Origin of the sequence: Bacillus sp. AG4(2022) (assembly GCF_031844465.1) — a bacterium.
Taxonomy (GTDB): domain Bacteria; phylum Bacillota; class Bacilli; order Bacillales; family Cytobacillaceae; genus Bacillus_AB; species Bacillus_AB infantis.
This window is the reverse complement of sequence record NZ_JAUZVH010000006.1, coordinates 323703-350692: the sequence shown is the minus strand read 5'-3', so window position 1 is coordinate 350692 and position 26990 is coordinate 323703. Positions and strand designations below refer to the sequence as shown.

The following is a 26990-nucleotide window of genomic DNA, read 5'->3' as shown; positions in this document are numbered from 1 at the left end:
AAAACAGCGGAAAGGAGCAGGCGAAATGTCAAATGAACAAGCGCAGGAATTATTCAGTTCATTAAAAAAAATGGGAATGAAGCTTGAATTTGAACTAAATGAGCTGATAAAAAAGCAGCTGAATAAAGAAGAACTTCTGCTTTCAGCCAGCTCGAATTCAGCTGTAATCGCGAGTATGATCAGCCAATGCAGGAATATGGTTGAGTTGCTTTCCATACCTTTAAACTTCCCTACAAAGAACGATGTTGCCCGGGTGGCAAAACTGGCCATTCAGGTTGAAGAAAAAGTTGATCAGCTTGACGAACAAATGATGGCATTGTCCAGTACACTTGCCGATATAAAAAGTTCGGTCGAAATGCTTGGGGCAGGAGGCTTAACAGAAATGCCGGACAGCCCGGCTATGGACCTTCCTAAATCCGGTCAGAACCCGCAATTGAAAGCACCTTCCTCCAAACCAGAATCTGTTAATGATTCAGGAACTGCGGCTTCCAGGAAAAAACCAGAAGACAGTCCGGCTGAGAAGAGACGGAAAGCACGGTCCAGGGCACTCAGCATCCTTCTGGATAATATCCAGAAAAATGCTGAAATCCAATCCGGATTGCCTTTGAAAGGATCGAAAAGTAATGGGAGATAATAGCAGCAGCTCCAATGGATTCTGGTCCGAGAAGGAACAGGAGAGATGGAGAGGATTTTTCCGGACTCTCTCGGCAGCACAGCCCGATCAGGGATGCACATACAGAAGGGCAGTCTGGAAAAAGAACAAAGCGGTCTTATGGCATTACCCCCCGGCGGAAAGAAAGTACAGCACTCCCATGTTCCTGATTTATTCACTCATCAACCAGCCTTATATCCTGGACCTTGCACCAAATGAAAGCATGATCGAGGTACTTGTCAATAAAGGCTATGATGTGTACCTTATTGATTTTGGCGCCCCGGGATATGAAGATAAAGACCTGACGATCACCGACTATATCAGGGATTATATTGCGAAAGCCGCCGCAAGAGCGCTCAGGCACTCAGGGGCATCAGAGCTGACAGTTATGGGCTTTTGCCTTGGCGGGACCATTGCAGCCATCTATGCAAGCATCTCAGAGGAGCCGATCAAGAACCTGGTTCTATTTGTTACACCAATTGATTTCAGCATCCTGCCCGCCTATGATGAGTGGATTGAAGCCGTTTCAACAGGCAGGGCTGATTTTGACGCTGTCATTGATGCACTAGGAATCATCCCGGCCCCCTTAATGGAAGCCGGCATGCGGCTGCTTACTTCACCTATCTACTTATCTCACTACCTCTCTCTTTTAAACCGCTCATATGATGAGAAATACACAGAAAAGTGGCTGAGGTTCAACACCTGGACATCGGGCCATATCCCTTTTTCCGGAGCAGCCTTAAAACAGATTTTCCATGAGCTCGGGAGAAGGAACTCCCTGATGGACGGCTCTCTCATCATCGACGGAAAAAAAGCCGACCTGGCTAATATCCAGGCAAACCTGCTTGCTGTAGCAACAGCAGGAGACAGGCTGGTTCCCAGAGAACAGGTTGAGCCTGTGATCGGCCTCGTTTCGAGCAGAGACAGAACTTTTCACTTGCAGCATGGAGGGCACGCCAATCTTGCATCTGGCGGACAGCTTCCTCCCTACCTGACCGATTGGCTCCATGAACACTCAGAGCCTTCCGGCAGTTAAAATCTGGACAATGGAGGGATACGATGTTTTATACCTTGAACTATGAGAAGCTTTTTAGACCAACAGCTCACTGCTGCTATTACGGGTTTGCCTCAATTGTGTTTGCAGATTACTTCAAGAGATGCTGCAGCTAATAGTGGGGCTTATCTTTTATAAAAAACCTCATCTTCATTGGGATGAGGTTTTTTCCATGGCCAGGTCAATCAAAGCTGAACCTTTCTTCTTTGAAAGGATCCCCATAATTATGGTAGCCATTTCTTTCCCAGAATCCAGGCTTATCCACAGCAGAAAACTCGATGCCGCGGAGCCATTTGGCGCTTTTCCAGAAGTAAAGGTGCGGAATGACGGCGCGGAGCGGATATCCGTGTTCCGGGGTAAGAGTCTCGCCATTATGGGAGTGTGCCAGGAGGCTCGTTTCCTTCAGGAAGTCTGCAAGCGGCAGGTTGGACGTCCATCCTTCCTCTGCATGCAGAATGACAAATGATGTTTCAGCTCTAAGCTTTACCAGCCTGACAATCTCACTTGCAGCTACACCTCTCCACACATTATCCAGCTTTGACCAGCCAGTGACACAATGGATATCATTTCCGGACTCTGTCTGCGGCAGCTTTTGAAGATCACTGTAGCTGAATACCTTTTCCTTTTCCACTGTCCCGAAGATCCGCAGCGACCAGTTATCCAGATTCGAGTAATAAGGAACATTGCCATGGTGCAGGACCGGAAAAGATGCGGTCACATTCTGGTTCGGCGGTACACGCCCCCCGTCCCCTTTCCTTACTTTTCCGAAATACATGCAAAATCACCCCATTCACTTCTGTATGTAAGGATATATTATCCTATATTTCTGTTCATACACAGGAATATGCAAAAAGAGGGGCTCCATCATTACAGGAGCCCCTCTGCTTGATTATAGAACCATTGCTGCAATCCAGCCAAAGGCAATCAGCGGAATATTATAGTGCACAAAGGTTGGCACACATGTATCCCAAATGTGATTATGCTGTCCATCAGCATTAAGCCCGGCCGTCGGCCCGAGCGTACTGTCTGAAGCCGGCGATCCTGCGTCACCAAGAGCAGCAGCTGTTCCGACCAAAGCGATGGTCGCCATTGGACTGAAGCCAAGCTCCATGGCAAGCGGGACAAAGATCGTCGCAATAATCGGGATGGTCGAGAAGGATGATCCGATGCCCATTGTCACGAGCAGGCCGACAAGGAGCATAAGGAAAGCTGCAAGAGGCTTGCTGCCGCCGATAATTCCCGCTGCCTGCTCAACAAGCCTCTCAACATCGCCCGTTTCTTTCAGCACATCAGCAAACCCAAAGGCCGCCAGCATGACAAAGCCGATGAAAGCCATCATTTTCATTCCCTCGGTCAACAGGGCATCTGCTTCCCTCCAGCGGATTGCTCCGCTGATATAAATGACCAGGATGCCGCTCAGCGCCCCGAATATCATAGAATCCAGGATAATCTGAACTGTAAGTGCCGCGATAATGGCGAGGATGGAAAACAGGATTGCCATTTTTGAATAGCTTCCTTTTTCCGGAGCAGCGATTTCGATAGTCTCATAGCTTCTTGATTTACGGTATGAGAAGAACACTGCGATGATAAGGCCTGCTGCAAGACCGGCAGTCGGAATCAGCATCGCTTTTGGGATATCTCCCATTTCAATGACAAGGCCGCTGTCAGCCATATTGCTGGCCAAAATTTCGTGGAAAATCTTCCCGAAGCCTGCAGGCAGCAGGATATAAGGTGCAGTCAGCCCGAATGTCAGGACTGAAGCAATCAGGCGCCGGTCGATGTTCAATTCATTCATAACATGAAGAAGCGGCGGTATTAAGATTGGAATAAAGGCAATGTGAATGGGAATCAGGTTCTGGGAAAAACAGGCCATCAATAGAATCGCGAACACGATCAATGCCTTTGAATAGGCCTTTCCCTTGGATCCGCCGTTTTTGCCGACAACCCCAAGCACCCAGTCCACCATTAAGTTGGGAAGCCCGGTTTTGGAAATGGCAACGGCAAACCCGCCAAGAAGCGCATAGCTGAGGGCCACCTCGGCACTCCCTCCAAGCCCGTTTGTAAATACTTCAATTACTTTATCTACAGACAGCCCGCCAGTCAAACCGCCAACCAATGCCCCTGCAATCAGTGCAAACACAACATTTACACGCAAAAGGCTCAGCGCCAGCATCACAAGCACAGCTGCAATTACTGCATTCATGTTAAATCCCCTCTCTTGATGTAAAAACGTATAAGTATATGGAATGAATAGTTCAGCCTGTTTTAGCAGGTTGAGAAGTGTAAGCCTCTCCTCGATTGCTTTACTCTGATAAATCGGTAAAGAACTAAAACACAAATATTAAAATACCATACAGGGGCAGGCCTGTCAATGATCCCGGGGGACTTCCAGGGATTGGAGGACGGTGCAGGGGTGATATTGAAAAATGAAAAAAGCCCGACCCCTTGAGGGCCAGGCCAAATTAGTTCTTATTCAAATGGCTCAAATCGTTCTACCATAAGTGCAAGTGTTCTGGCCATCACTCCGGTGGCACCGGAAGGACCGAGATCATGCGCCTTGTCAACAGTAGCAGTGCCGGCAATATCCAAATGCACCCAAGGAGTCCCTTCGGCAAATTCCCCGACAAAGCCCCCGCCCATGATGGCATGGCCTGCACGTCCAGGAGAGTTGTTCAGATCGGCAATCTTGCTGCTCCTGATGCGTGCCTTGTCTTTTTCAAATAATGGAAGCCTCCAGATCGGTTCTCCGGCTTCAAATGAAGCTTCGAGCACCTGCTCATAGAGAGCCTCATTATTCGCCAATGCGCCGGTTGTATCATTGCCAAGCGCGACGATTACACCGCCTGTCAAAGTCGCTACATCTACCAGATAGCCTGCTCCATGATGCTTCGCATAGGTAACAGCATCAGCAAGAGCAAGGCGCCCTTCTGCATCTGTATTCAGTACTTCAATCGTTTTTCCGCTCATGGAAGTGATAACGTCATCCGGCTTGAATGCAGTACCGCTCACCATATTGTCTGTAGACGGAATGACGGCAACAACATTCTGTGCCGGCTTCAGTTCACCAATGATTTCCATGGCGCCAAGCACAGCGGCAGCTCCGCCCATATCGGTCTTCATGCCGACAATGCCGTCTTTCGGCTTGAGTGAATAGCCGCCTGTATCAAAAGTGATGCCTTTTCCGACCAGACCGACCACATTGGTCCACTCATCCCTGCCCTGGTATTTCAGGACAATCATTTTCGGAGGCTCAGAAGATCCCTGATTGACGGCAAGAAGTGCGCCCATTCCGAGCTTCAGCATATCTTCTTTTTCAAGAATTTCCGCTTCGAAATGATATCTGCCTGCGAGCTCAAGCGCGTAGTTCGCCAAATCTGTTGCTGTCAGCATATTACCTGGAAGGTTTACAAGCGTCCTCGCGGAGTTTGTCCCTTTTCCGTGGGCAGTCCCGACTTCAAGTGAAGCCTTAACCTCAGCTTCATCTGCAGTACTGTACACGGTCAGGCTTTCGACTTTCCTTTCAGGCTCATTAGACTTTTGCTTATAGCCCTGGAATTCATATGCTGAAAGCTCGAAAGCTTCTGCTGCAGCATGCGCCGCATCATTTGCGTCTGCATCCTCCGCTGTAAATGAGTCAAGATAAAGCGCAGCCTCCTGCAGCCTGTCTTCTTTTAAACGCTTAAAGACCTTTCCGAAAGCTTCCCTCAGCACTTCAAAATCCAGTTCCTTTTCTTTTCCAAGCCCTACAAAATAAATCCTTTTGACTCCTGTTTTGCCAAATGTATGTATTTTGGAGACTGCTTTTTTCTTAGCTGAAATGTCTCCGCTTTTCATCAGTTCTGTCAGATTTCCTTCAAAAATGTCATCCGCCTTTGCCAGATTGCCTTCAAGCTTGGCGGGCTTATCAAATAATCCGATGACAAGGGCCTCATGGCCGGCACCGAAGTCCAAATCCTGTTTGATTGTATACATTCTGATCACCTCCAGTATTAATACCTATATTATATCGGATAAAGTGATTTATTTCGAGAATCTAATCATCTTCCAAAAATAAATAGATATGAGGCAGGACGGGAAGGGTTTTTACCTCCTCATAAGGAATTGTATCTATAGTCTCTGGTATAATGGAGAGGCATGCAGAGATGAATCCGTACACCTTTTCAAGGTCCAGCCCCCAATGCTTCGGCCTGTAGGATTGAAGATAAGAATGGGCAGCCCGCATCATGAGCCTGGCGCCTTTTACATTGCCGTACTCGTAATGGTAGATGGCCACACTCATTTGCAGCAGCCCTTTGAAGAACAGATTGGCTTTATCTTCCATCCACATTTCCTCCAAAAGGTCATGGCAAGTGTAATAGTCGCCTTCATTGAAACAGATGAAGAACTCATAATATTCTTTGGGATAAAGCATGCAATCACCCCTGCACAGAATGTATTCATACTCCTGGTTATCCATATCATATCAGATGTACATAAATTACAGTATTCAACTTCCGCCCCGGCGGGTATAAAAAACAAAAGGGCACTCCGCCCTGCAGCTGAGGCATAATGGAAGTTCCAGCTCCACTTGCTTCCTGTCAGCCCAGGCAGCTGCAAAACAGCAAAAAAATGAAAAGGTGGTTTCCCGATGGATTTATTGCTCAACTTCCCTTTATGGTCTGCACTGGCCGCAATCTTTTTTGCACAGTTTGTAAAGGTGCCCATTCAGTATATTGCGACGAGGAGACTGGACTGGTCACTCTTGACAAGCACGGGAGGCATGCCCAGCTCCCACTCGGCCGCCGTCACTGCCCTTTCCACGGGAGTCGCCCTGGAAACCGGGATGGATTCTGCTGTATTCGCGGTGGCGGCTGTATTTGCCATCATCACGATGTTTGATGCAACCGGTGTAAGAAGGCAGGCAGGTGAACAGGCCATTGTCCTGAATCAGCTTGTGAACGATTTTAATAAATTCGTCGAAGAAGCGAAAGTATGGCAGAAAAAGGCCGAAAAAGAAAAACAGAAAGAACTGAAGGAGCTCCTCGGCCACAAACCGATTGAAGTGTTTTTCGGGGGCCTGACAGGGATTGCTTTGACCCTTGTTCTCGATATGCTAGTTAATCTATAAGGAGACTTTTATGAGAATAGTATCTATCTGTCCCAGCAACACAGAAATTATCGCTTACCTCGGGCTGACACATCTTCTGGTCGGAATCGATGACTATTCTGACTGGCCGGAGGAAGTGCTTCATCTGCCAAGGCTCGGACCTGATTTGTCAATTGATATGGATAAGGTTGAAGCGCTGAAGCCTGATCTCGTACTGGCATCCTTGAGCGTGCCGGGGATGGAGAAAAATATCGGGGAATTAAGGAATAGGAACCTGCCTTTCATTACCCTTAATCCCCAAAGCCTTGAGGATATTGCACGGGACCTGGGTACAGCAGCCGAGGCTGCCGGATATCCTGGATTGGGTGAAAAGGCAGCCGGCGAATTCAGGACGAAAATTAAAAGCCTGCAGGAAAAATCGGCAGGCGCCGGGTACAAACCCTCCCTCTACTGGGAATGGTGGCCAAAGCCGGTTTTCACCCCTGGAAGCATCAACTGGCTCACTGAAATCAGCGAGCTTGCCGGCGCCGTCAATCTGTTCAGGGATGTGGAACTCGCCAGCGTCCAGACAGATTGGGATGACGTCCTCCGCCGCCAGCCTGATTATATCTGCCTTGCATGGGTAGGCGTCCGCAAAGAAAAGATAAAGCCGGAGATTGTCGTGAAAAGGCCAGGATGGAAGGAACTTGAGGCAGTCAAACATGAAAGAATCCTCGTACTGGAGGAAGAACTGTATTGCCGCCCTTCCCCCCGCCTGATTGAAGGCGCTGAAAGGCTCGCCCGTATACTGCATCCGGAATGCTTTTAGCGATAAAAAGAGGGAGGCCGTTTGATCCGGCCTCCCTCTTTCTTGGTTTTATTTTCTTTTTGGCTTTTATTTGCGACTTTTTTTGATTTATTTGCGACTTTCCGGATTTATTTGCGACTGCCTCAAATTCGGACTTTCAATTCCTCGTTCCTCTACTGAACAAGGCTTATCAGCTTTGCTTGATCCAGCTCCGGCGTCTAGGGCCTCGAGTCATAAGCCACTTTAGGATTGAAGGCAAAGACCGCCTTCTATCCTAAAGCGTCTTATGCTTGTCTGCCTCGGGCAAGCGCCTCCGCTTTTCCTATTCCTCCACAGCCCTGTACTGGTGGCGGAATACCTGCATGGATTCGTTTTCGTTAAGGGCGCTTAGTTCCTCTTCAGTCAGGCTTCCGTCTCCCTCTTCAATCACATAAACATCAAGCGTTTTTTTGCCCCAGCTGCTGTAGACGTCTTCGACGGTTTCATAATATAGATCAAGTTTATTACCTTTGATGGCGCCGCCTTTGTCAGCTACGACCCCGTATCCATAACCCGGTATGAACAGGATGGTGCCGATCGGGAAAACGTTCAGGTCTGCTGCTACTGTAGAGTACAGATCTCGTTTTACCTTGACCCCAGAGTATGTAATGCCAAAGGACGGGTGCCCCGGATTCTTTCCTGTTGATTCATAATAGGCCGTATAGCCGGTCGCCACTACAGATTTGGCGGGATATTCTGACCAATTGAATGCTTCTTCCAAGGACTGTGGCTCGGCAGTAACCGCCTCCGCTGAGGAAATCAGCTCATTCGCTTCCAGCCTCGGAAGATATTTGTAGGCAAGTCCCATTGTTTTATATGTATGGTCTGAGAAAGCATAATCTTCCATTTCAGCTGCTGCCCCGCCGCCTTCGTACTGATAGGACTCAAGGGTTTTCGCGCCTACTCCGGATATGGATTGAAAGGTGGTAAGCAGTGCCCCTAAAAATAAAACTGACATGATGATGCGCTTTGTCCATTTTTTTAGTCTATTCATATAATAATTCACTCCTCCCAAGTTAATCATTTCCCAACTTTAGAAAAAGTATTCCTGGGAGGATTGGAATTAAGGCAATACCGCGGCTTCTGTATTAGAAGTAAAATTCATATAAAGCCTGCTGTATCAAGGTTTTAGTACAGGAAGGGTATTTCCTAAAAAAAAATTATAAAATTTATGATTCTGAAGTTTTTCAGTCGCCTATCTCAGCCTTTTGTTATATTTTTTAATAGTAGGGTCTGTTTGTATTCTGTATTGATTTTAGACTCATTCATATGAAAAGGTGTGTTTCACAGAACAAAAAAAAACACTCCCAATATGGGAATGCTTTTACATTAAAACATTCTGTAGCCTTTGCTTCTCAGCAGTTTAATAGTAATACCTGCTGCAACTGCACCAGCCATCCCGCTGCTTAAAATCAGGACATCAGCCATGGCGAGCTCTGACAAAAGCCTTCCCAGCTCAGGAAATGCTTCACCGCTGTTGGTGAAATATTCTATGAAACGGACCTGGTCAACAATCAGGATAGCGATGATTGGATAAATAATGGCCATGATCCAGGACATTCTAAGCAGCATATTCAATATAAAACCGATTCCAAAAAATAAAACGAAAAATAGCAGCATTGAAATTGGCAACACAAAAATAGTCATCTGCACAGGCAGTACCCCCTTAAAACATCACTTTTAAGTGTACTGAATGGCCGAAAGGTAGTCAATTTTAATTTTGTGAACACTTTTTAACAACTATAACTGTTCAGCCCTTGCCGAAGGAAAATCCAGCCACGGAAAAACCCTGCAGTCAGCAGGGTTTTATTTTATCCTTTCTTTTTGCCGGAACCGTTGCAGCAGGTGCATGTTTCAGAGCCGCCTAATAAAAGCTGGAAATAGCCCTTCCCTGAACAATAGTCGCATTCTTTGGTTTCATAAGTCATTGCTGCCATCCTGCTCATCCCCTTTAGACACTGAATTTTCTGATAATATATCAAGGATTGAGGAAAATGGAAAGCTTCATATTAGCCGGAAAAGCCCTTCTGTAAACGCATACATGTTAGATTATCTTACAATATCTAATGAATTCTAATAATTTCTGAAAATTATAAAAATAGTTTATATGCGGAGTATCCGAAGTGGTCGCCAGGGTTTACGCCGTCTATCAGCTGTTTGGCAGCCCCTTCATTAAGTTCTGTCAAATACTTGAGGAGGATCGAGGCATCTTCATGGACCGCTGCTTCTCCAGGGTCCATAAACTGCACATCCATCAGCTCGCTTTCCTGGACAGTGATGCTTTGGCCTTTTTCAGGCGCCATAAGAAAAAGGATCATATTGTCGCTGACCTCGCCGCGGATCACACCAGTCCTCAGCCCTATCATGCCGACCGGCCTGCTTGCAATGCCCGTTTCTTCCTTTACTTCCCTTACAGCTGCTTCATCGGCAGTCTCCCCTGGATTAACAAAGCCTGCAGGCAGCGACCATTTGCCCTTCAGCCCGCCGTATTTTTTCTTAACTAAAAGCCACTTTCCCTCCGGTGAAATAACCAGGCCTGAAACAGCAAGCCACACTTTGCCACGTTTGCTCTCCATTACGTTTATGACCTCCATGCATAATGATCTTTCTATTGTAGCAGAGCTCTGCTTCTAATTGGTTTTTGGACACAAAAATACCGGGGAAATGATCCCCGGCAGTTTTTATTAAAAGATATTGAATTTGCCTTTTTTCAGGACAAGTCCAGGTCCGCCAATCATGAAGAGGGCACGGTTGTCGATCATCTTCTTCATGAAGGAAGCCTTTGATCCTACCAATTTCTTGCCGAAAGCCACACCAATGGCATCGTCTTCGCCCAATGAACATACTGTACCTTTGATATCAGGAGTGAAGGTCTCAAGCTCACCCTTGTTGCGGATCAGTGCAACGATATTGCGCGCGCATACCTCTCCCTGCTGCATGGCGATTTGGGCAGTAGGAGGATAAGGACGGTTGATTTCTTCATTGATGATCAATGAGCAGTCGCCGATGATGAATAGATCTTCATGGCCAGGAGCCCTTAGGTCAGGCTGAACCTTTACACGTCCGCGCATCGCTTCAATGCCGGAATTTTCGATGATGGAGTTCCCGCGAACACCTGCAGCCCAGACGACAGTGCCTGCTTTGATGTGCTCAACTTCTTCGTCGCCTTTTCCGACCGTGATTCCATCTTCATTGCATTCTTTGATGGCAGTGCCAATCAGGAATTGAACACCCTTTTTCTCCAGGTGGGAGACTGCATAGTTGACAAGCTCAGGGTCAAAGCCAGGAAGGACCGTAGGAGCAGCTTCAACACAGATGATCTTAACCTTGCTGTAGTCCACATCATATTCCTTGCACAGCTCAGGCACTCTGTTTGCCAGCTCGCCAAGGAATTCAATGCCTGTGAAGCCGGCGCCTCCGACTACAATTGTCAGCCTTTCATCCTTTTTCTCTTCTTCAGTATTGTAAGTGGCAAATTGATATTCAATATGCTCGCGGATCTGTCTTGCAGCATTCACATTTATAATAGAGAAAGCATGTACATCCAGGCCTTTGATGCCGAATGTTTCCGGCTCAGCACCAAGTGAAACGACCAAGTAGTCATAGGTTACTTCGCCTTCCTCGAGGATGACCTTCTTTTCTTCAGTTTTAATTTCAACAGCAGTACCCTGGACAAATTCGATTTTGTTTCGGTCAATGACATTTTTAACATCATAGCGAACTCGATCGTGATGAAGAGTACCTGCAGAAGCTTCGTGCAGCCAAGTCGTTTCATAGTGATAGTCATTCTTGTTCACTAATACGATTTCTGCTTCATTCACTCCAACCTGCTTTTGCAAACGTGTTGCCACCATCAATCCGCCGTAGCCGGCACCTAGAATTACTATTTTTGGCTTTTTCAAAGCGTATCACTTCCACCTTTATTAGTATTTTCGAAAACTCTTCTGCTTTTTCTTATCTTCCACTGCTTTATGAGTTTTTATTTTATAAGTACAAGAAAAAGTTTGTGATATTCTTCACGAAGCAGAGCAAAAAAATGTCCGAAATTTGTCACAAAGTTTATGTCTATAATACATAATATTCTTTTTTTCGCGGTTTTTCAAGGTTAAAAGCAGAATATATCCTATTGAGAAAATTAAGATTTTTACGCAATTTTTCTCATTATTCCAACAACTTTCAGTTCTGCTATGTGAGGTTTTTCATTATTTATGATATGATGAAGGCTAGAAATGTTACTACATATGTTGAGGTGATTAGTGTGAAGGAAGATCAGACAATCTATGATATAACGATTATCGGCGGAGGGCCTGTCGGGCTGTTCACTGCTTTTTACGGCGGCATGAGGCAGGCCTCTGTTAAAATAATTGAAAGCCTTCCCCAGCTTGGCGGGCAGCTGTCAGCTCTTTATCCGGAGAAATACATATATGATGTAGCCGGTTTCCCCAAAGTGCGGGCACAGGAGCTCGTCGATAATTTAAAAGAGCAGATGAAGAAATTCGAACCTACGGTATCGCTTGAGCAGTCGGTTGAAAAGCTCGAAAAACAGCCGGACGGCATTTTCAAGCTAACCACCAACAGCGAAATCCACTATACAAAGACGGTCATCATCACGGCCGGAAATGGCGCATTCCAGCCGCGCCGCCTTGAGCTTGACTCGGCTCCGCAATATGAAGGCAAGAACCTGCACTACTTCATTGATGACCTGAATCATTTCTCCGGGAAGAAAGTGGTTGTATTCGGAGGAGGCGATTCAGCAGTAGACTGGGCCTTGATGCTTGAGCCTATCGCAGAGAACGTAAAGATCATCCACCGCCGCGACAAGTTCCGCGCCCACGAGCACAGTGTAGAAAACCTTCACAATTCCAAGGTTGAAATCAAGACTCCGTTTGTTCCTGCCGAACTGATCGGCAATGAGGAGGGCATTTCCCAGGTGATCATCCAGGATGCCAAAGGGGAAGAAAAAGAAGCCATCGATGTTGATGCCGTCATCGTCAACTACGGCTTTGTTTCATCGCTTGGCCCGATCAAAGAGTGGGGCCTGGAAATTGAAAAAAATAATATTGTCGTCAACAGCAAAATGGAGACAAATATCCCGGGCATTTACGCAGCCGGCGATATTTGCACCTATGACGGCAAAGTGAAGCTGATTGCTTCCGGTTTCGGAGAAGCGCCGACTGCAGTGAACAATGCTAAGGCCCTTATTGATCCTAAAGCACGGGTGCAGCCTCTGCACAGCACGTCCATGTTTGATAAATAATCAATAAAATGGCCCCGCCGGAGAGAAACTCCGGCGGGGCCGCTTTTATTTCTTACCAATAGTGTCTGCGTTTTCTGCGGCGGTCTGTTTCTGCCCCGGCTACGTCATCAGCCAGGCAGCGCCTTACAGCCCTGCAAAATTCCTCACTGTCAATAAAGGCCTCAACCCTTACCTTAAAGTCATCATCGCGTTTCTTGTGATGACAGTCAGATGCACCAGCCACATCATCCTGCTTCCAGTGCCTGTTGCCCGATAAGCCTGCTACATTGTCATTATACCAGCAGCCCATAGATTCACCCCCTCTGCAGCAAGATATGTTTCATCTTATGCATGAGGGAGACAAGCCGGCAGTGCGAACATCCTTTTTCTGAAAAAATGGATGCTGCCCGGCAGCCCAATTTAGTACAATCCTGACCCTTCGAGGATTTCCCCTCCTGTTCTATCTACAGCAAACCATGCGGAAGCATCCCCATCTTCCTTCGGGCGGCTCCACGCTGCCACAAAATGGACCTGGCAAAGTTCACCCTTTCTTATTTCCGGGATTGGAACTGCAATCGCATTTGGCAAATACCTGACGATTTGGAGCTGTGAAATTTCATCTTCAGCATAGAATGAGTCCGGCATCATATCCTTTATTCTTGACCTTTGAACTAAGGCAGCCCCATCCTCTGTGCCAAGAGTGAGCTTCCATTCCCCATACTCCCAGGTCATCGCCTCGAGCCTTTCTCCGCTGTCCGGCCACCCGGCGCTTCCTATTGGTTCCATCTCTGCTTGAAATATACAGTCCCTTAAATTATGACAAGCTCTCAGCCTCCAGACGGCAGCAGCTGCTTTTTCTATTTTCATATGTGATGGAATCCTGATGTCAGGTTCGCAGAGGAGAAGCTCGGCTATGTAATCCTTATGTGAATATCTCAGCAAGAGTTCTCCATTTTCCAGCCTATAGCAGGAAGGTTTGCTATGGCACCTGGATGGGACTTGGCCATTGATTCGGAGGTCAAATGCAATGGCTCCTGCCGGCGTCTGGATAATCGGGCTGCACCCAAACTCGCTCTCAGACTCCTGCGTATTTTGAAAAAGCTTCATTTTTTAACCCCCCCTTCTCTTTTTCCATGTAAAAAACGCTTCCTGATATGCTCGATTGAGGTCAGGAAGCGTTCTGTAAGGTATATGATGACAATTAAGGAATCAGCAATTTTCAGGTGTCCCTGCATTCTTGGCCGTTCTAAACGAAGAACCGCAGCCGCAGGAAGCAATGGCATTAGGGTTGTCGATCGTGAATCCGCCGCCCATCATGGATTGCTTATAGTCGATCTTTGTGCCGTTAAGGATGGCAGCATCTTCCTTGCTTACAAGGATTTGCAGGCCATGGAGCTCGAACTGGGCATCGTTTTCTTCAACTTCATGCGCAAAGCCCATGCCGTATGACAACCCGCTGCAGCCCCCGCCTTTTACTGCAACACGCAGGAATGCATTTTCCTCTTCATTTTGCTTCATCATATCTTTAATTTGAAAAGCCGCAGCTTCAGTAATTTCAACAATTTGGTTTTCCATTTTACATCCTCCTTAATCTTGAGGTTTATACTCTTATATATAGTATATACAGACTTTGAGCGGGACTCAACTGAGCAGGCTTCAATTTTAGGGCCCTTTTATCAAATCCGCTCCCGAATTAGAACTTATTACCTAAAACACCCTGTTGTTTATGGTATAATAAACCTGCTATTTTATAATGGAAGGTGAGAAAATTGGCCATACTGGAGCCATTGTATGAAAAAAGCTGCAGCTGCCCTGTATGCAAGAACAACTTTACAAGCCAGAAGGTTCGTTCCCGCTTCGTAAAAATCAAAGGCTATGACACTGATTTTCTTCCTTTTTATGACTCAGATGAAAGCAATCCGATATTCTATTATATACAAGTATGTCCTCAATGCGGCTTTTCGTTTTCCGAGGAATTCAGCCCATATTTCCCCCCGGGTTCAAAGGAACAGATCGATGAAAAGATCACGAGCCAATGGAAGCCCAGGGACTTCGGCAGGAAGAGGAGCAGGAATGAAGCAATCCAGACATACAAGCTGGCTGTCTACTCAGCACTTTTGAAGAAGGAAAAGCATGTGTCCATCGCGGGATTGTATATGCGGCTTGCCTGGCTGTACAGAAATGGCGGCGATAAGACACAGGAACAGCGCTTTATGAAATTGGCTGCCCATGAATATGTGGAATCCTATTCAAGCGGTGATTACCAGGGCACGCAGATCTCTGAAACCAGACTTCTATACCTCATTGCAGAACTTTCAAGGAAAATAGGCAGCGATGGGCAGGCAATCAAGTTTTTCTCCAAGGTAATCGAACAGCAAAGCCGTTCGCTTGAGCCGGGGATCATTGATATGGCAAGAGAACGCTGGCATGAAATGAGGGAAAGCAGAAGGCAGACCTGCTGATGTCTGCTCCTTCAAGAACAAAAGCGCAGGCGCCTTGATCACCCCCGACAAGCATAAGACGAACCTCCCGGAAAGGCATTCTTTGCCTTTTTGGGAGGTTTGGCTTATGACCACGAGGGGGTAGGCGGTGGAGCTGGACGTGGATCAAGCATTGAAAAGTATCCACAAGTCTTCCAATTTATAAATTCCTTAACTATAAGAAAAAGGCCGCATCGATATGCGGCCTTTTATATTAAAACATCGGATTTTCATCCAGGAATTGATATATGTTTTCCACCAGTTCCTCCGGCGTCTCTCCTGTTACAACCTCACCGTTCACCAGGGCATATAAAGAGCTTGCACATTTTCCGCAGTACCCAAGGCAGCCATACTCAATCACATCCAGATCCGGGTCCTTTTCAAGGATTTCCAGGGCCTTCTGCGCACCGCTTGCCAGGTTGCTGATGCAAAATTCTATGATTGGCTGAATCACATCTATTCACCTCTCTACTAATTGTTAATGTACTTGGTTTCAGGCAAAAACGCAAGCAAAGGCATACTGTCATATACACAGTAAGCGCTGGATTATCATTATTGGATGATTGAAGGGCGTATAATGTCGACTTTTGCCTGGATTATTCAGATATGTGTTGTGATTTAGCTATAATTTCGTTATACTTTTTATGTTGTTTCATGAATATTCTTGTGAATTAATATTCTAATTATTTTGCTAATATAATAATGTAAACGTTTAATTCTTATTCTGTCATTGTGTTCTATTATTTTAATATATTACTATAGCTGCTTACATACTGGACAAAAGGGGAAATTTGGTTATGAAAAATCTTGTCATACTTGGCGGAGGATATGGCGGCATGAGAGCTCTTGCCCGTCTGCTGCCAAACTCATTGCCGGAAGATACAAGCATTACACTGATTGACCGGGTACCTTACCACTGCCTTAAAACTGAATATTATGCACTAGCAGCAGGAACGATCTCTGATCAGCATGTCCGGGTTGCTTTCCCTGAGCATCCGCGCCTTAAGATTAAATATGGAGAAATCTCGGGGATCGACCTTGAAAAACAGCAGGTAAACCTGGCAAATGAAACTCCTGTTTCCTATGATGACCTTATCATTGGACTTGGATGCGAGGATAAGTACCATAATGTCCCTGGGGCAGATGTACACACCTACAGCATCCAGACAATCGAAAAATCACGCCGCACTTATGAAACATTGAACAATCTGTCGCCGGGGTCTGTCGTTGCCATCGTTGGGGCAGGACTGAGCGGCGTTGAACTGGCATCCGAGCTGAATGAAAGCCGGCCGGATCTGAAAGTGAAGCTGTTTGACAGGGGAAATCATATTCTTTCCGCTTTCCCTGAAAGATTAAGCACTTATGTAGAAAATTGGTTTGACAATCACGGAGTGGAAATCATCAACAATTCCAACATTACCCGTGTAGAAGAAAACATCCTTTATAACCATGACGAGCCCCTTCAGTGCGATGCCATTGTATGGACAGCAGGCATTCAGCCAAGCAAGGTTGTCCGTGACCTGCCGGTGGAAAAAGATGCACAGGGCCGTGTCGTGCTTACCAAGCACCATAACATTCCCGGCAATGAGCATGTGTATGTTGTAGGAGACTGCGCAAGCCTGCCGCATGCACCAAGTGCACAGCTTGCCGAAGGCCAGGCAGAACAAATTGTCCAGATCCTCCTGAAGCGCTGGAAAGGCGAAGAGCTGCCAGAATCCCTGCCGGTCATCAAGCTGAAAGGCGTCCTTGGCTCACTCGGCAAAAAGCATGGCTTCGGCCTTGTCGCCGAAAGACCGATCACAGGCCGCGTCGCCAGACTGCTTAAATCCGGAATTTTATGGATGTACAAATATCATAATGGCTGATCAAGCAAAGCAAAGGAGTACGGATGGAAGATCCGTACTCCTTTTTAATTTAAATGTGAATGTATAACTGACCTTATTTATAGATCTGAAAAATGCCACAGAGTGCATAATCTCTGTCATTCAATTCAAAGCCGATTGAATGAAGTGTGCCTGGAACGGAAATCAAAAGACACCATTTAGGAGGATACTCATTCAGATGGATTAGAGGATTGCCCAAAATTTTGGAGACCTGTTGATTGCAGTGGAAGGCACGAAGACTCCTGCGGGATTGAAGCGGCAATGCTGAGACCCCGCAGGAGCTTGCTCTGAGGAGGCTCAGCGCCGCCCCGCGGAAAGCGGAGTGCCTGGAAGATTTAACAATTAATAACGAAGAGACGTTAAGATAAGCGACCTTCCCCTTTTATTTGAATGACCTAATTAGGAAAGGGGAATTGCCCAATTAATTTTCAGAACCTGGTGATTGGAGTGCAAGGCACGCAGACTCCTGCGGGATTGAAGCGGCAGAGCTGAGACCCCGCAGGAGCTTGCTCTGAGGAGGCTCAGCGCCGCCCCGCGGAAAGCGAAGTGCCTGGAACGGAAATTAAAAGACACCATTTAGGAGGATATCTCATTCAGATGGATTAGAGGATTGCCCAAAAATTTTAGAGACCTGTTGATTGCAGTGGAAGGCACGAAGACTCCTGCGGGATTGAAGCGGCAATGCTGAGACCCCGCAGGAGCTTGCTCTGAGGAGGCTCAGCGTCGCCCCGCGGAAAGCGGAGTGCCTGGAAGATTTAACAATTAATAACGAAGAGACGTTAAGATAAGCGACCTTCCCCTTTTATTTGAATGACCTAATTAGGAAAGGGGAAATGCCCAATTAATTTTCAGAACCTGGTGATTGGAGTGCAAGGCACGCAGACTCCTGCGGGATTGAAGCGGCAGAGCTGAGACCCCGCAGGAACTTGCTCTGAGGAGGCTCAGCGCCGCCCCGCGGAAAGCGGAGTGCCTGGAACGGAAATCACCAGTCCCCATTTAGGAGGATATCTCATTCAGATGGATTAGAGAATTGCCCAAAATTTTAGAGACCTGTTGATTGCAGTGGAAGGCACGCAGACTCCTGCGGGACTGCAGCGGCAATGCTGAGACCCCGCAGGAGCTTGCTCTGAGGAGGCTCAGCGTCGCCCCGCGGAAAGCGGAGTGCCTGGAACGGAGATCAACAGCCCCCATTCAATACCATTTTTCGTATTTTCAAACAAAAAAGCGAGCCAGATTCAGAAATCCCGGCTCGCTTTTTCCTATTCATGAAGCTGGCGTGTAACCGCAGTCCTCCATCTTGGCAAAAATCGTTTTCAGCTTCGGATTGCCCTCACCGACCACTTCATCGCCGATCAAAACGACCGGATAAAACATATCCTCCTCAATCACCCGCATCGCAAAGTCCCTCTTTGCCTCATCATCAGGAGGATTATGTATATCCACATAACTGATGGAAAAAGGCTGATCAGCAAACTTCCGGCTGACCGCAGCCTCCAGCCATTCATACGTCTCTTTAGATGATGGCAGATTCACACAGCTTGGGCATAACTGCTCTGCCCCGTATACAACGATTTCAACTGACCTTCTGTCCATTTTTTCCACCCCTTTATGTCTATTTTAACTGATGGAAGTTTAATATTCATATAGAAAAAAAATTAACGATTATTGGATTTGGGGATTGGGGAATAGATTTTTGGCTCGACAGTGATTATAATAAGAGTAGGAAAGGAGTCGATTTTAATGGAACAAGATATCATTTCAGATGTTCAGGAAGTATTAGATAAATTGCGTCCGTTTCTTCTTCGGGATGGAGGAGACTGTGAATTGGTTGATGTAGAAGATGGCATTGTTAAGCTTCGTTTACTTGGAGCTTGCGGCAGCTGCCCTAGTTCAACCATTACTTTAAAAGCAGGGATTGAACGTGCTCTTTTAGAAGAAGTTCCTGGAGTTGTCGAAGTAGAACAGGTATTCTAAGAAATTCCAATAATAAAGCGATCACGCCTCGGGCGGATCGCTTTTTTTTATGGGAATCTCAGCTCTTGCATATTAACGGCCTGAAACTGCATGCCGGGATACTGTACTGCCCTTTTGATCAATGGATAAGCGCAGCACATCCATCTGCGGCAGTATCCTGCTGAGAGCATCTGCAGCTTGATCTCCCTTTTCAGGGGCAATGAAGCAAACCACTGCAGGCCCCGCTCCGCTCAAGGCGGTTCCGAAGACGCCAAGAGCTGCTGCTTTCTCTTCAATCATGTCAAGATGGGGAACAAGCTTCCTCCTGTAGGGCTGGTGATACAAATCTTTCTGCATCATCTTCCCAGCCAGCTCATAATTGCCCTGAAGAAGAGCAGCAATGAGTAGATTGGCCGCAGCGCCGGCCTGAACCGACTCCTGGTGGGTCAAGCTTGCCGGAAGAGCCCCCCTCGATTCTTTTGTCAGCAGCTCCTCCTGGGGAACGACTGCCAGCACCTCAATGCCAAGATGTTGGAAAGCGGCTGCCAGCACCTCTTCCCCTGTCTGATAACCAATCACCAGCCCGCCAAAGAGAGAGGCCCCCACATTGTCCGGATGCCCCTCCATCCGCCCTGCGATGGACAGCTTTTCATGCCGGGAAAGCCCTAAGCCGCATAACGAGTCAGCCAGTTCAATACCGGCGACAATGGCTGCTCCGCTTGAACCAAGCCCCCTGGCCAGGGGAATGTCGCTTTTCACCCTTAAAATACAGGGCGGGAGATCCGCTGAATAATGTTCGGCTGCCTTCTTTGCAGCCTGGACAATCAGATGCCGGCTGTCCCTTGGGAAGCCCTCCAGGCAGCTGCTTTCCGGCACGACCTCCCATTGGCCGGCACGCTCTGCTTCAACCGTCAAATATAGACTCAGGGCAAGGCCGACAGAATCAAAGCCAGGCCCAAGATTGGCCGTACTTGCCGGCACCCTGATGGTAAGCATCTCTCCCTCCATCATGTATGCACGGCTCCCCTGATATGGCCCGCAACCGCTTCAAGCTCGTTTGGAAGAAGGATCGGCTTCACAAGGCTTGTATCGATTGCGGTGTTCGGATCTTTCAGCCCGTTCCCTGTAAGAACTGCAACAACTCTGCTGCCATGCGGTATTTCCCCTTGGCGCAGCTTTTTATAGATGCCGGCCAGCGATGCACAGGAAGCCGGCTCTGCAAAAATGCCCTCTGAAGCTGCAAGCTTGCGGTATGCCCCAAGGATTTCCGTATCGCTGACTTCATCGATTTTCCCTTCTGACTCGTCCCTCGCATCCACGGCCAGCTGCCAGCTCGCCGGGTTTCCGATCCTGATGGCGGTAGCGATTGTTTCGGGCTCTGCAAAGATTCTGTCATGGACAATGGCCGCCGCCCCTTCCGCCTCAAAGCCAAACATCCTTGGAAGGCCGGTCTGTTTTGCGCGGTTGTACTCTTTAAAGCCTTTCCAGTAGGCACTGATATTTCCGGCATTGCCTACAGGGATTGCGAGAATATCAGGGGCACTCCCAAGCTGGTCGCAAATCTCGAAGGCAGCCGTTTTCTGCCCTTCCAGCCTGTATGGATTGACAGAATTCACAAGAGTGACAGGCTCCGTTTCGCTGATGCTGCGGACCATGGCAAGAGCCTCGTCAAAATTGCCTTCAATTGATATAATTTCCGCTCCGTACATGATTGCCTGTGCAAGCTTACCCATGGCAATCTTGCCTTCAGGAATGACAACTATGCATCTCATCCCGGCCCTTGCCGCATATGCTGCCGCTGCGGCAGATGTATTCCCTGTTGATGCACAAATGACCGTACTGCTGCCGGCTTCCTTTGCTTTGGCAACAGCCATGACCATGCCGCGGTCCTTGAATGAGCCGGTCGGATTGCTGCCCTCCGTTTTCACATACAGTTCGATGCCCCATTCCTGGGATATCCGGTTCAGCTTGATCAGCGGTGTATTGCCTTCATTTAGGGAGAGCATCGGTGTTTCATCATTCACCGGCAGATATTCCTTGTAGGCAGACAAAAGTCCTTCCCATCGCATCAGCTTCCACTCCCCTCTACTCTGTATGAGCTCTCAATCGTTTTTACAGCAGGCAGGTCCTCTAAGCTGGACAGGATGTCCTCATAATCCTTCAAAGAAGATTGATGGGTGACGAGGACGATTTCGGCCAGCCCCTTTTCTTCCACAGGCAGCTGCAGGATTTTTTCAAGACTGACGGAATGCTTGGAAAAAATAGATGTCAATTCGCCAAAGACACCCACTTCATCTTTAACATGAAGCCGCAGGAAGTATTTAGAGTATATTTCGGACGGGTCTTTAAGCTTCTTCGGATACTGCGGGCTGACAGCGCTCTTCCCGTTCACGCCCAGCCTCAGATTTTTCATGACACCGACAAGGTCCGAGACAACTGCTGTAGCAGTCGGCAGGCTCCCTGCACCAGGGCCGTAAAACATCGTTTCTCCAACCGCTTCCCCGTATACATAGACTGCATTATACTCATTATTCACCCCGGCAAGCGGATGGGATTCTGCCAAAAGCGCCGGCTGCACGCTGACCTCAACCTTCTCCCCTTCGCGGTGGGCAATGCCGATCAGCTTCATAGTATAGCCGAGCTGCTTTCCGTACTGCAGATCTTCTTCCGTTACCCCTGTGATTCCTTTTACTTTCACATCATCCAGATCAACTTTCATCGAGAAGCCGAGTGTGGCCAGGATCGCCATTTTCCTTGCAGCATCCAGCCCCTCCACATCTGAGGTCGGGTCGCTTTCGGCGTATCCGAGCTCCTGGGCTTCCTTCAGCACATCTCCATAGGCGCTGCCATCCTGGCTCATCTTCGTTAAAATATAATTGGTTGTCCCATTAACGATGCCCATCATTTTAGTTATCCGGTCAGAGGCCAATCCATCTGCAAGTCCTCTTAAAATAGGGATTCCCCCGGCAACACTGGCTTCATAAAACAAATCGCAGCCATTTTCTGAAGCAGCAGTCAAAAGCTCCGAACCGTACAATGCCATTAAATCTTTATTGGCTGTTACAATATGCTTTTTATTCGCAAGCGCCTTAAGGAGATGCTTCCTTGTATCCTCAATCCCCCCCATGACCTCAATGATGATATCGATATCCGGATCATCAATAATTTCCTCCGGGCTTCCTGTGAGCAGGGAGGCTTCAATATCCACTTCGCGCTGCTTATTCAAATCCTGCACCAGCACTTTTTTAACCTCAACCGGACAGCCTACCTGATGCATCAGCTTATCCTGGTGGTTTTTAATGATTTTCACAACACCTGATCCGACAGTTCCCAATCCTAACAACCCAACTGAAATAGCTTCCACTCTATATCCCCCTCACCGTTGTTCTTTTTAGGTGTACATTTGTATTTGTATAGTAGACATTATAGAATTTGGCAGATAATTTTACAATAGTAAATATTCAGAATTATATTTGTGGAATCGCTTACTGTGCTGAGACTGTAGGTGTTTGGCGATTTGAGATTTTTTCTTTAGACGAAGGCTGTGTAGTGGATTATAGCTTACATGGATGAGAAATCTATGGCATGTTGCCCCCTGTCCATGACACTACGGTTTTCGCTCTGTCATGTAAGGGGCTTTTTCGGAATACATGTCATATGCTTTTTTCGCTCGGTCATGTATCTACTGACTCCTCCCGGATACATGACACCTCCATTTTTTACTTGGTCATGTATCCAGTAGCTTTTTCGGGGTACATGACACCCGTTTTTTTCGCTCGGTCATGTATCCAGTGACTTCTCCCGGATACATGACACCTCCATTTTTTACTTGGTCATGTATCCAGTAGCCTTTTCGGGATACATGACACCCGTTTTTTTCGCTCGGTCATGTATCCAGTGGCTCCTCCCGGATACATGACACTTCCATTTTTTACTTGGTCATGTATCCAGTAGCCTTTTCGGGATACATGACACCCGTTTTTTTCGCTCGGTCATGTATCCAGTGGCTCCTCCCGGATACATGACACCTCCATTTTTTACTCCGTCATGTATCCAGTAGCCTTTTCGGGATACATGACACCCGTTTTTTTCGCTCGGTCATGTATCCAGTGACTCCTCCCGGATACATGGCACCTCCATCTTTTACTCCATCATGTATCCAGTAGCCTTTTCGGGATACATGACACCCGTTTTTTTCGCTCGGTCATGTATCCAGTGACTCCTCCCGGATACATGACACCTCCATTTTTTACTCCATCATGTATCCAGTAGCTTTTTCGGGGTACATGACACCCGTTTTTTTCGCTCGACCATGTATCCAGTGACTCCTCCCGGATACACGACACCTCCATTTTTTACTTGGTCATGTATCTAGTAGCCTTTTCGGGATACATGACACCCGTTTTTTTCGCTCGACCATGTATCCAGTGACTCCTCCCGGATACATGACACCTCCATCTTTTACTCCGTCATGTATCCAGTAGCTTTTTCGGGGTACATGACACCCGTTTTTTTCGCTCGGTCATGTATCCAGTGACTCCTCCCGGATACATGACACCTCCACTTTTTACTCGGTCATGTATCCAGTAGCTTTTTCGGGGTACATGACACCCGTTTTTTTCGCTCGGTCATGTATCCAGTGACTCCTCCCGGATACATGACACCTCCATTTTTTACTCGATCATGTATCCAGTAACTTTTTTGGGATACATGACATCCGCTTTTTTCGCTCGGTCATGTGTCCAGTGGCTCCTCCCGGATACATGACATTGAAATTCATGATCTGACTTACCCCTGACAATCCTATGGAAACACCAGCCTGTATCTCCGCCAATAGCAATATCCCCCTCCACAGCCCGGCCACTCCTCCACTAAACCAAAAGCCCGGCAAAAAGCCGGGCCTCCTTCAATCATTAAATATGTACCGGCGTTTTTGCCTGCTTGCCTGATAAAACAAGATTGATGTTTTCAGCGCAAAGCCTGGCCATCTCCATTCTGGTTTCCGTGCTGGAGCTGCCGATATGCGGAAGGGCGACAACATTGGACAGACTGAGGAGAGGATGGTCCTTTCCAATTGGTTCTTTTACAAAGACGTCAAGCCCGGCTCCGCTGATTTCCCCATCAAGAAGAGCACGGTAAAGTGCGTCTTCATCCACAATGGCGCCGCGGCCTGCATTAATGAAGATGGCGGAGTTCTTCATTCTTCGGAAGGCCTCTTCGGTGAAAAGATTTTTCGTCGACTCATTCAGCGGTGCAAGGCATACAACATAATCCGACTGCTCGCACAGCTCCTCGAATGAAGCGTAGACAGCTCCGAGCTTTTCTTCCGCCTCAGGCCTTCTTGATCTGTTATGATAAAGGATGTTCATGTCAAAGCCTTTTGCCCGCTTTGCCACAGCCTGGCCGATATTCCCCATTCCAACAATCCCGATGGTCTTATGATGGATATCCTGGCCGGCAAGAAGGAGCGGACTCCAGCTCTTCCATTTCCCCTCTTTCACATATTCTGCGCTTTCCGTGATCCTCCGGGCTGCCGCCATTAATAAAGCAAAGGTCAGATCAGCTGTAGTATCAGTAAGCACATCAGGGGTATTCGCCACAGTGATCCCTTTTTCCGCTGCAGCCTTCACATCAATATTGTCATAACCGACTGCAAGGTTGGCTACAACCTTCAATCGGTGCGCTTCCGCCAGCAAATCACCATCTATGGAATCTGAAAGCATCGTAAGCAGCGCCGATGCCTCTTTAGCCTTTTCCCTGAGAACCTCTGCCGGAACAGGTATGTCTTCCTTATCCCACATCTCCACATGATAATGCTCTTTTAAGCCGGAAATCGTTTCTTCCGGCAGCTTTCTTGTAATATACACTCTATCCTTCATCAATCATATGCCTCCCAGCAGTTTGCCGTAAAAGTTCAGTACCTCCCCATTATAAAAGGAAGAAATGGCAATTCAAAGGAAAAGCCCTTTCACAGCCCTGCTGAGTCCGCTATCATTTCAGCCAGTCTACAGGAGGGAGTTTCATTTTGGCAGCAGGGACTTCTGCCATCTCAAAAAACTTTCCCAGAAACTCTTCATGGTCGCCTGTATGCTGCAGGAAACGGCCCAGCTGCTCTTCTGAAAGATGCCTTTGATGCTCTGTCGGATTCCCATAATAATTCTCAATGCACTCAAAATAGTGAAGCGGGAACAGAAGGCGTGCATACAGCAGCCGCCACGAAAAAGAGGTCAGCGGCTCAACTGTCTGGTACTCCTTCAGATACTGTGATAGCCCTGGCTGATAAGTTTTGATGTTCCGGAAGTACCTTTCCCTGGACCATTCTGCCAGATCGCGGCTTGCATGATCAAAGACCCAGTCAAACGGGCTTTTGATCAGATAATCATCACTTCCCCATGTGGAGGAAACAAAACGCTCATGGCAGACAGTCCCGCTGTCCGCAGGCCCTGGCTCATCATCCAGCTCTGCATCAGCCAGATATTGGATGGAGTTCTCGGCCAGGCCCATATAGTAGGGGAATGTTTCCAGAAACATCCGGTCCAGTTCATGCTCCGGCTGCTGAAAAAGCATGCTATTCCAAACCTTCTCCATCTGATCCAGCCTCTTTTCCCAGAGCTGCTTCCACTGCCCGATCCTGCTTGTCCGGGTGATCGGTGAGGAAATAAGCCTGCCGCGATAATGGAACTTGGCAAGCTTCCTGCCAGACTGATAGCCTTTGCGCGGCTGGGCATTCGGGCACTTCAATACACAATAGCTCTTTTGCTCCCACACGCTTGAGTGTTTACCTTCAGTTGTCTGCAGGAAAGTGCTTACAGTCTTATCGCCGGTTTGCTGCAGATGGCTGGCAATCAGGCTAAGCTCCGCCAGATCCTCTTCCTCCAGGCCAACCTCCATCGGTATATAAAGCTGGTTATCCTTTTTGAACGCTTCATGCAGCCCGATTCTCAATTCTTCCTCCGCCTGTATGCCAAAATGTTGCTTAAGCATTTGCCTGAGCATAGAAACACCTCTTCATTCGCTAATCGCTTATATCTCATTTATATGTGCCCGCCGCAAAAACTTGTTTGTTTCTTGCATAACCCATGCCTTCAGGGAAAAAATGAAGTAGACAGGCCACGGGAGCCGCATGTCCTGTTTAGGTATATTTGCGGCTGTGCCGGTATATACATTAGAAAAAAACAAGAAAAGGTGAGGCAAATGTCTGAAGAACAAAAAGAAGTTGTTGACCTGACAGAACAGACAGCCCGCAGATGGCTGCTTGAAAGAGGGGTAACCGTACAGGATATCGCAGATTTAGTTTTCTTTCTTCAGGAAAAGTACCACCCTAATCTTGAAATGAAGGACTGCCTTCACAACGTTGAGCGCGTCCTGTCCAAAAGGGAAGTCCAAAACGCCATCCTGACCGGGATCCAGCTTGATATGCTCGGTGAAAAAGGAATGCTTGACCAGCCTCTCCAAAAAATCATAGAAACCGATGAAAGTCTCTATGGCGTCGACGAAGTACTCGCTTTCTCCATCGTCAATGTCTATGGCAGCATCGGTTTTACCAACTACGGATATATCGATAAACTGAAGCCCGGCATCCTAAAAGACCTAAACGATAAATCCTCCGGCAAATGCCACACCTTCCTGGACGACATCGTAGGCGCCATCGCAGCAGCCGCCTCAAGCCGCCTGGCCCATGGCGCTGCTAAAGTCGAATAGAAGAATAAACAGCCTTCTGTTGGTAAGGTTTCGGTTTTGAAGTGCCAAGTGCGGATTGGCAGTGCATTTCGCAGACTTTTTAGCAATAATATTTACACACAAAAAAGCTCGGAGCCATT

General features: G+C 47.5%; 27 protein-coding genes and 1 pseudogene. 9 read left to right on the top strand and 19 right to left on the bottom strand.

Features of this window, described 5'->3' with window-relative positions:
- Window positions 1–25 precede the first annotated feature (25 nt).
- A complete protein-coding gene (locus Q9R36_RS17990; RefSeq protein WP_224949756.1) occupies window positions 26–634 on the top strand; it encodes a hypothetical protein in 609 nt (202 codons plus the stop codon).
- Window positions 624–1688 carry an alpha/beta fold hydrolase gene (locus Q9R36_RS17985; RefSeq protein WP_094769471.1) on the top strand — a complete coding sequence of 355 codons (1065 nt, stop codon included), beginning with the start codon at window positions 624–626 and terminating at the stop codon, window positions 1686–1688. Before Q9R36_RS17990 ends, Q9R36_RS17985 begins: the two co-directional genes overlap by 11 nt.
- 199 nt (window positions 1689–1887) lie before the next feature.
- Here Q9R36_RS17985 and Q9R36_RS17980 read toward each other — a convergent pair whose 3' ends face one another.
- The 4 genes from Q9R36_RS17980 to Q9R36_RS17965 all read right to left on the bottom strand — a co-directional run bounded on the left by Q9R36_RS17980 (window position 1888) and on the right by Q9R36_RS17965 (window position 6117).
- Entirely contained in the window at window positions 1888–2481 is a 594-nt protein-coding gene (locus tag Q9R36_RS17980; protein ID WP_094769470.1) for a sulfite oxidase-like oxidoreductase, read from the bottom strand.
- 114 nt (window positions 2482–2595) lie between these two features.
- Window positions 2596–3909 (bottom strand): Na+/H+ antiporter family protein, encoded by a 1314-nt coding sequence (locus Q9R36_RS17975; protein WP_009795442.1) that lies wholly within the window; start codon window positions 3907–3909, stop codon window positions 2596–2598.
- A 266-nt stretch (window positions 3910–4175) separates the two neighbouring features.
- Window positions 4176–5678, bottom strand: coding sequence for a leucyl aminopeptidase (locus Q9R36_RS17970; RefSeq protein ID WP_311225649.1), 1503 nt, complete (start codon window positions 5676–5678; stop codon window positions 4176–4178).
- 61 nt (window positions 5679–5739) lie between these two features.
- Window positions 5740–6117 carry a DUF309 domain-containing protein gene (locus tag Q9R36_RS17965; RefSeq protein WP_022544336.1) on the bottom strand — a complete coding sequence of 126 codons (378 nt, stop codon included), beginning with the start codon at window positions 6115–6117 and terminating at the stop codon, window positions 5740–5742.
- 216 nt (window positions 6118–6333) lie between these two features.
- Between Q9R36_RS17965 and Q9R36_RS17960 the strand changes: the two genes are divergently transcribed.
- Both Q9R36_RS17960 and Q9R36_RS17955 read left to right on the top strand, forming a co-directional pair.
- Window positions 6334–6813 carry a divergent PAP2 family protein gene (locus Q9R36_RS17960; protein ID WP_009791424.1) on the top strand — a complete coding sequence of 160 codons (480 nt, stop codon included), beginning with the start codon at window positions 6334–6336 and terminating at the stop codon, window positions 6811–6813.
- A 10-nt stretch (window positions 6814–6823) separates the two neighbouring features.
- Window positions 6824–7600 carry a cobalamin-binding protein gene (locus Q9R36_RS17955; RefSeq protein ID WP_129613961.1) on the top strand — a complete coding sequence of 259 codons (777 nt, stop codon included), beginning with the start codon at window positions 6824–6826 and terminating at the stop codon, window positions 7598–7600.
- Between the two features lie 301 nt (window positions 7601–7901).
- On the opposite strand, the gene Q9R36_RS17950 is transcribed toward Q9R36_RS17955, so the two are convergent.
- The 5 genes from Q9R36_RS17950 to Q9R36_RS17930 form a co-directional block, all read right to left on the bottom strand.
- On the bottom strand, window positions 7902–8612 hold the full coding sequence (locus Q9R36_RS17950; RefSeq protein WP_101549585.1) for a 3D domain-containing protein: 711 nt from the start codon (window positions 8610–8612) through the stop codon (window positions 7902–7904).
- 335 nt (window positions 8613–8947) lie between these two features.
- Window positions 8948–9271: a YuiB family protein gene (locus Q9R36_RS17945; RefSeq protein ID WP_022544338.1), complete on the bottom strand. Its 324-nt coding sequence runs from the start codon at window positions 9269–9271 to the stop codon at window positions 8948–8950.
- Between the two features lie 158 nt (window positions 9272–9429).
- Complete coding sequence (locus Q9R36_RS17940) at window positions 9430–9555, bottom strand: YuiA family protein (protein WP_022544339.1); 126 nt, start codon at window positions 9553–9555, stop codon at window positions 9430–9432.
- A 153-nt stretch (window positions 9556–9708) separates the two neighbouring features.
- Entirely contained in the window at window positions 9709–10194 is a 486-nt protein-coding gene (locus Q9R36_RS17935; RefSeq protein WP_022544340.1) for an NUDIX domain-containing protein, read from the bottom strand.
- 108 nt (window positions 10195–10302) lie between these two features.
- Window positions 10303–11520 (bottom strand): NAD(P)/FAD-dependent oxidoreductase, encoded by a 1218-nt coding sequence (locus Q9R36_RS17930; RefSeq protein ID WP_311225648.1) that lies wholly within the window; start codon window positions 11518–11520, stop codon window positions 10303–10305.
- A 356-nt stretch (window positions 11521–11876) separates the two neighbouring features.
- Between Q9R36_RS17930 and Q9R36_RS17925 the strand changes: the two genes are divergently transcribed.
- Window positions 11877–12875: an NAD(P)/FAD-dependent oxidoreductase gene (locus Q9R36_RS17925; RefSeq protein ID WP_022544341.1), complete on the top strand. Its 999-nt coding sequence runs from the start codon at window positions 11877–11879 to the stop codon at window positions 12873–12875.
- A 52-nt stretch (window positions 12876–12927) separates the two neighbouring features.
- Here Q9R36_RS17925 and Q9R36_RS17920 read toward each other — a convergent pair whose 3' ends face one another.
- From Q9R36_RS17920 to Q9R36_RS17910, 3 genes are all read right to left on the bottom strand, one after another.
- Window positions 12928–13164 (bottom strand): hypothetical protein, encoded by a 237-nt coding sequence (locus Q9R36_RS17920; protein WP_022544342.1) that lies wholly within the window; start codon window positions 13162–13164, stop codon window positions 12928–12930.
- A gap of 110 nt (window positions 13165–13274) precedes the next feature.
- Window positions 13275–13961 (bottom strand): hypothetical protein, encoded by a 687-nt coding sequence (locus tag Q9R36_RS17915; protein ID WP_129613960.1) that lies wholly within the window; start codon window positions 13959–13961, stop codon window positions 13275–13277.
- Window positions 13962–14063: 102 nt separating this feature from the next.
- A complete protein-coding gene (locus Q9R36_RS17910; protein WP_009791435.1) occupies window positions 14064–14429 on the bottom strand; it encodes a HesB/IscA family protein in 366 nt (121 codons plus the stop codon).
- A 194-nt stretch (window positions 14430–14623) separates the two neighbouring features.
- Between Q9R36_RS17910 and Q9R36_RS17905 the strand changes: the two genes are divergently transcribed.
- A complete protein-coding gene (locus Q9R36_RS17905) occupies window positions 14624–15316 on the top strand; it encodes a DUF2225 domain-containing protein (RefSeq protein ID WP_311225647.1) in 693 nt (230 codons plus the stop codon).
- 232 nt (window positions 15317–15548) lie between these two features.
- Here the strand turns inward: Q9R36_RS17905 and Q9R36_RS17900 are convergent, their stop codons facing one another.
- Entirely contained in the window at window positions 15549–15788 is a 240-nt protein-coding gene (locus Q9R36_RS17900; RefSeq protein ID WP_009791437.1) for a YuzB family protein, read from the bottom strand.
- Between the two features lie 343 nt (window positions 15789–16131).
- Between Q9R36_RS17900 and Q9R36_RS17895 the strand changes: the two genes are divergently transcribed.
- Window positions 16132–17199, top strand: a complete 1068-nt coding sequence (locus tag Q9R36_RS17895) for an NAD(P)/FAD-dependent oxidoreductase (protein ID WP_009791438.1) — start codon at window positions 16132–16134, stop codon at window positions 17197–17199.
- Window positions 17200–18480: 1281 nt separating this feature from the next.
- Here Q9R36_RS17895 and Q9R36_RS17890 read toward each other — a convergent pair.
- Window positions 18481–18810, bottom strand: coding sequence for a YuzD family protein (locus Q9R36_RS17890; protein ID WP_022544344.1), 330 nt, complete (start codon window positions 18808–18810; stop codon window positions 18481–18483).
- 168 nt (window positions 18811–18978) lie between these two features.
- Between Q9R36_RS17890 and Q9R36_RS17885 the strand changes: the two are divergent.
- Window positions 18979–19191 (top strand): annotated as a pseudogene (locus Q9R36_RS17885) (NifU family protein); the annotation flags it as partial.
- Window positions 19192–19263: 72 nt separating this feature from the next.
- Here Q9R36_RS17885 and thrB read toward each other — a convergent pair.
- The 5 genes from thrB to yutH all read right to left on the bottom strand — a co-directional run bounded on the left by thrB (window position 19264) and on the right by yutH (window position 26166).
- Entirely contained in the window at window positions 19264–20181 is a 918-nt protein-coding gene (gene thrB / locus Q9R36_RS17880) for a homoserine kinase (protein WP_009791441.1), read from the bottom strand.
- Window positions 20178–21239 carry a threonine synthase gene (gene thrC / locus Q9R36_RS17875; RefSeq protein WP_009791442.1) on the bottom strand — a complete coding sequence of 354 codons (1062 nt, stop codon included), beginning with the start codon at window positions 21237–21239 and terminating at the stop codon, window positions 20178–20180. Before thrC ends, thrB begins: the two co-directional genes overlap by 4 nt.
- Complete coding sequence (locus Q9R36_RS17870; protein ID WP_311225646.1) at window positions 21239–22534, bottom strand: homoserine dehydrogenase; 1296 nt, start codon at window positions 22532–22534, stop codon at window positions 21239–21241. The genes thrC and Q9R36_RS17870 overlap by 1 nt, the downstream gene beginning before the upstream one ends.
- A 1549-nt stretch (window positions 22535–24083) precedes the next feature.
- On the bottom strand, window positions 24084–25052 hold the full coding sequence (locus Q9R36_RS17865; protein WP_170939609.1) for a 2-hydroxyacid dehydrogenase: 969 nt from the start codon (window positions 25050–25052) through the stop codon (window positions 24084–24086).
- Between the two features lie 109 nt (window positions 25053–25161).
- Window positions 25162–26166: a spore coat putative kinase YutH gene (gene yutH / locus Q9R36_RS17860; RefSeq protein WP_094769845.1), complete on the bottom strand. Its 1005-nt coding sequence runs from the start codon at window positions 26164–26166 to the stop codon at window positions 25162–25164.
- A 198-nt stretch (window positions 26167–26364) separates the two neighbouring features.
- On the opposite strand from yutH, the gene Q9R36_RS17855 reads away from it, so the two are divergent.
- On the top strand, window positions 26365–26871 hold the full coding sequence (locus Q9R36_RS17855; RefSeq protein ID WP_009791447.1) for a phosphatidylglycerophosphatase A family protein: 507 nt from the start codon (window positions 26365–26367) through the stop codon (window positions 26869–26871).
- Window positions 26872–26990 lie beyond the last annotated feature (119 nt).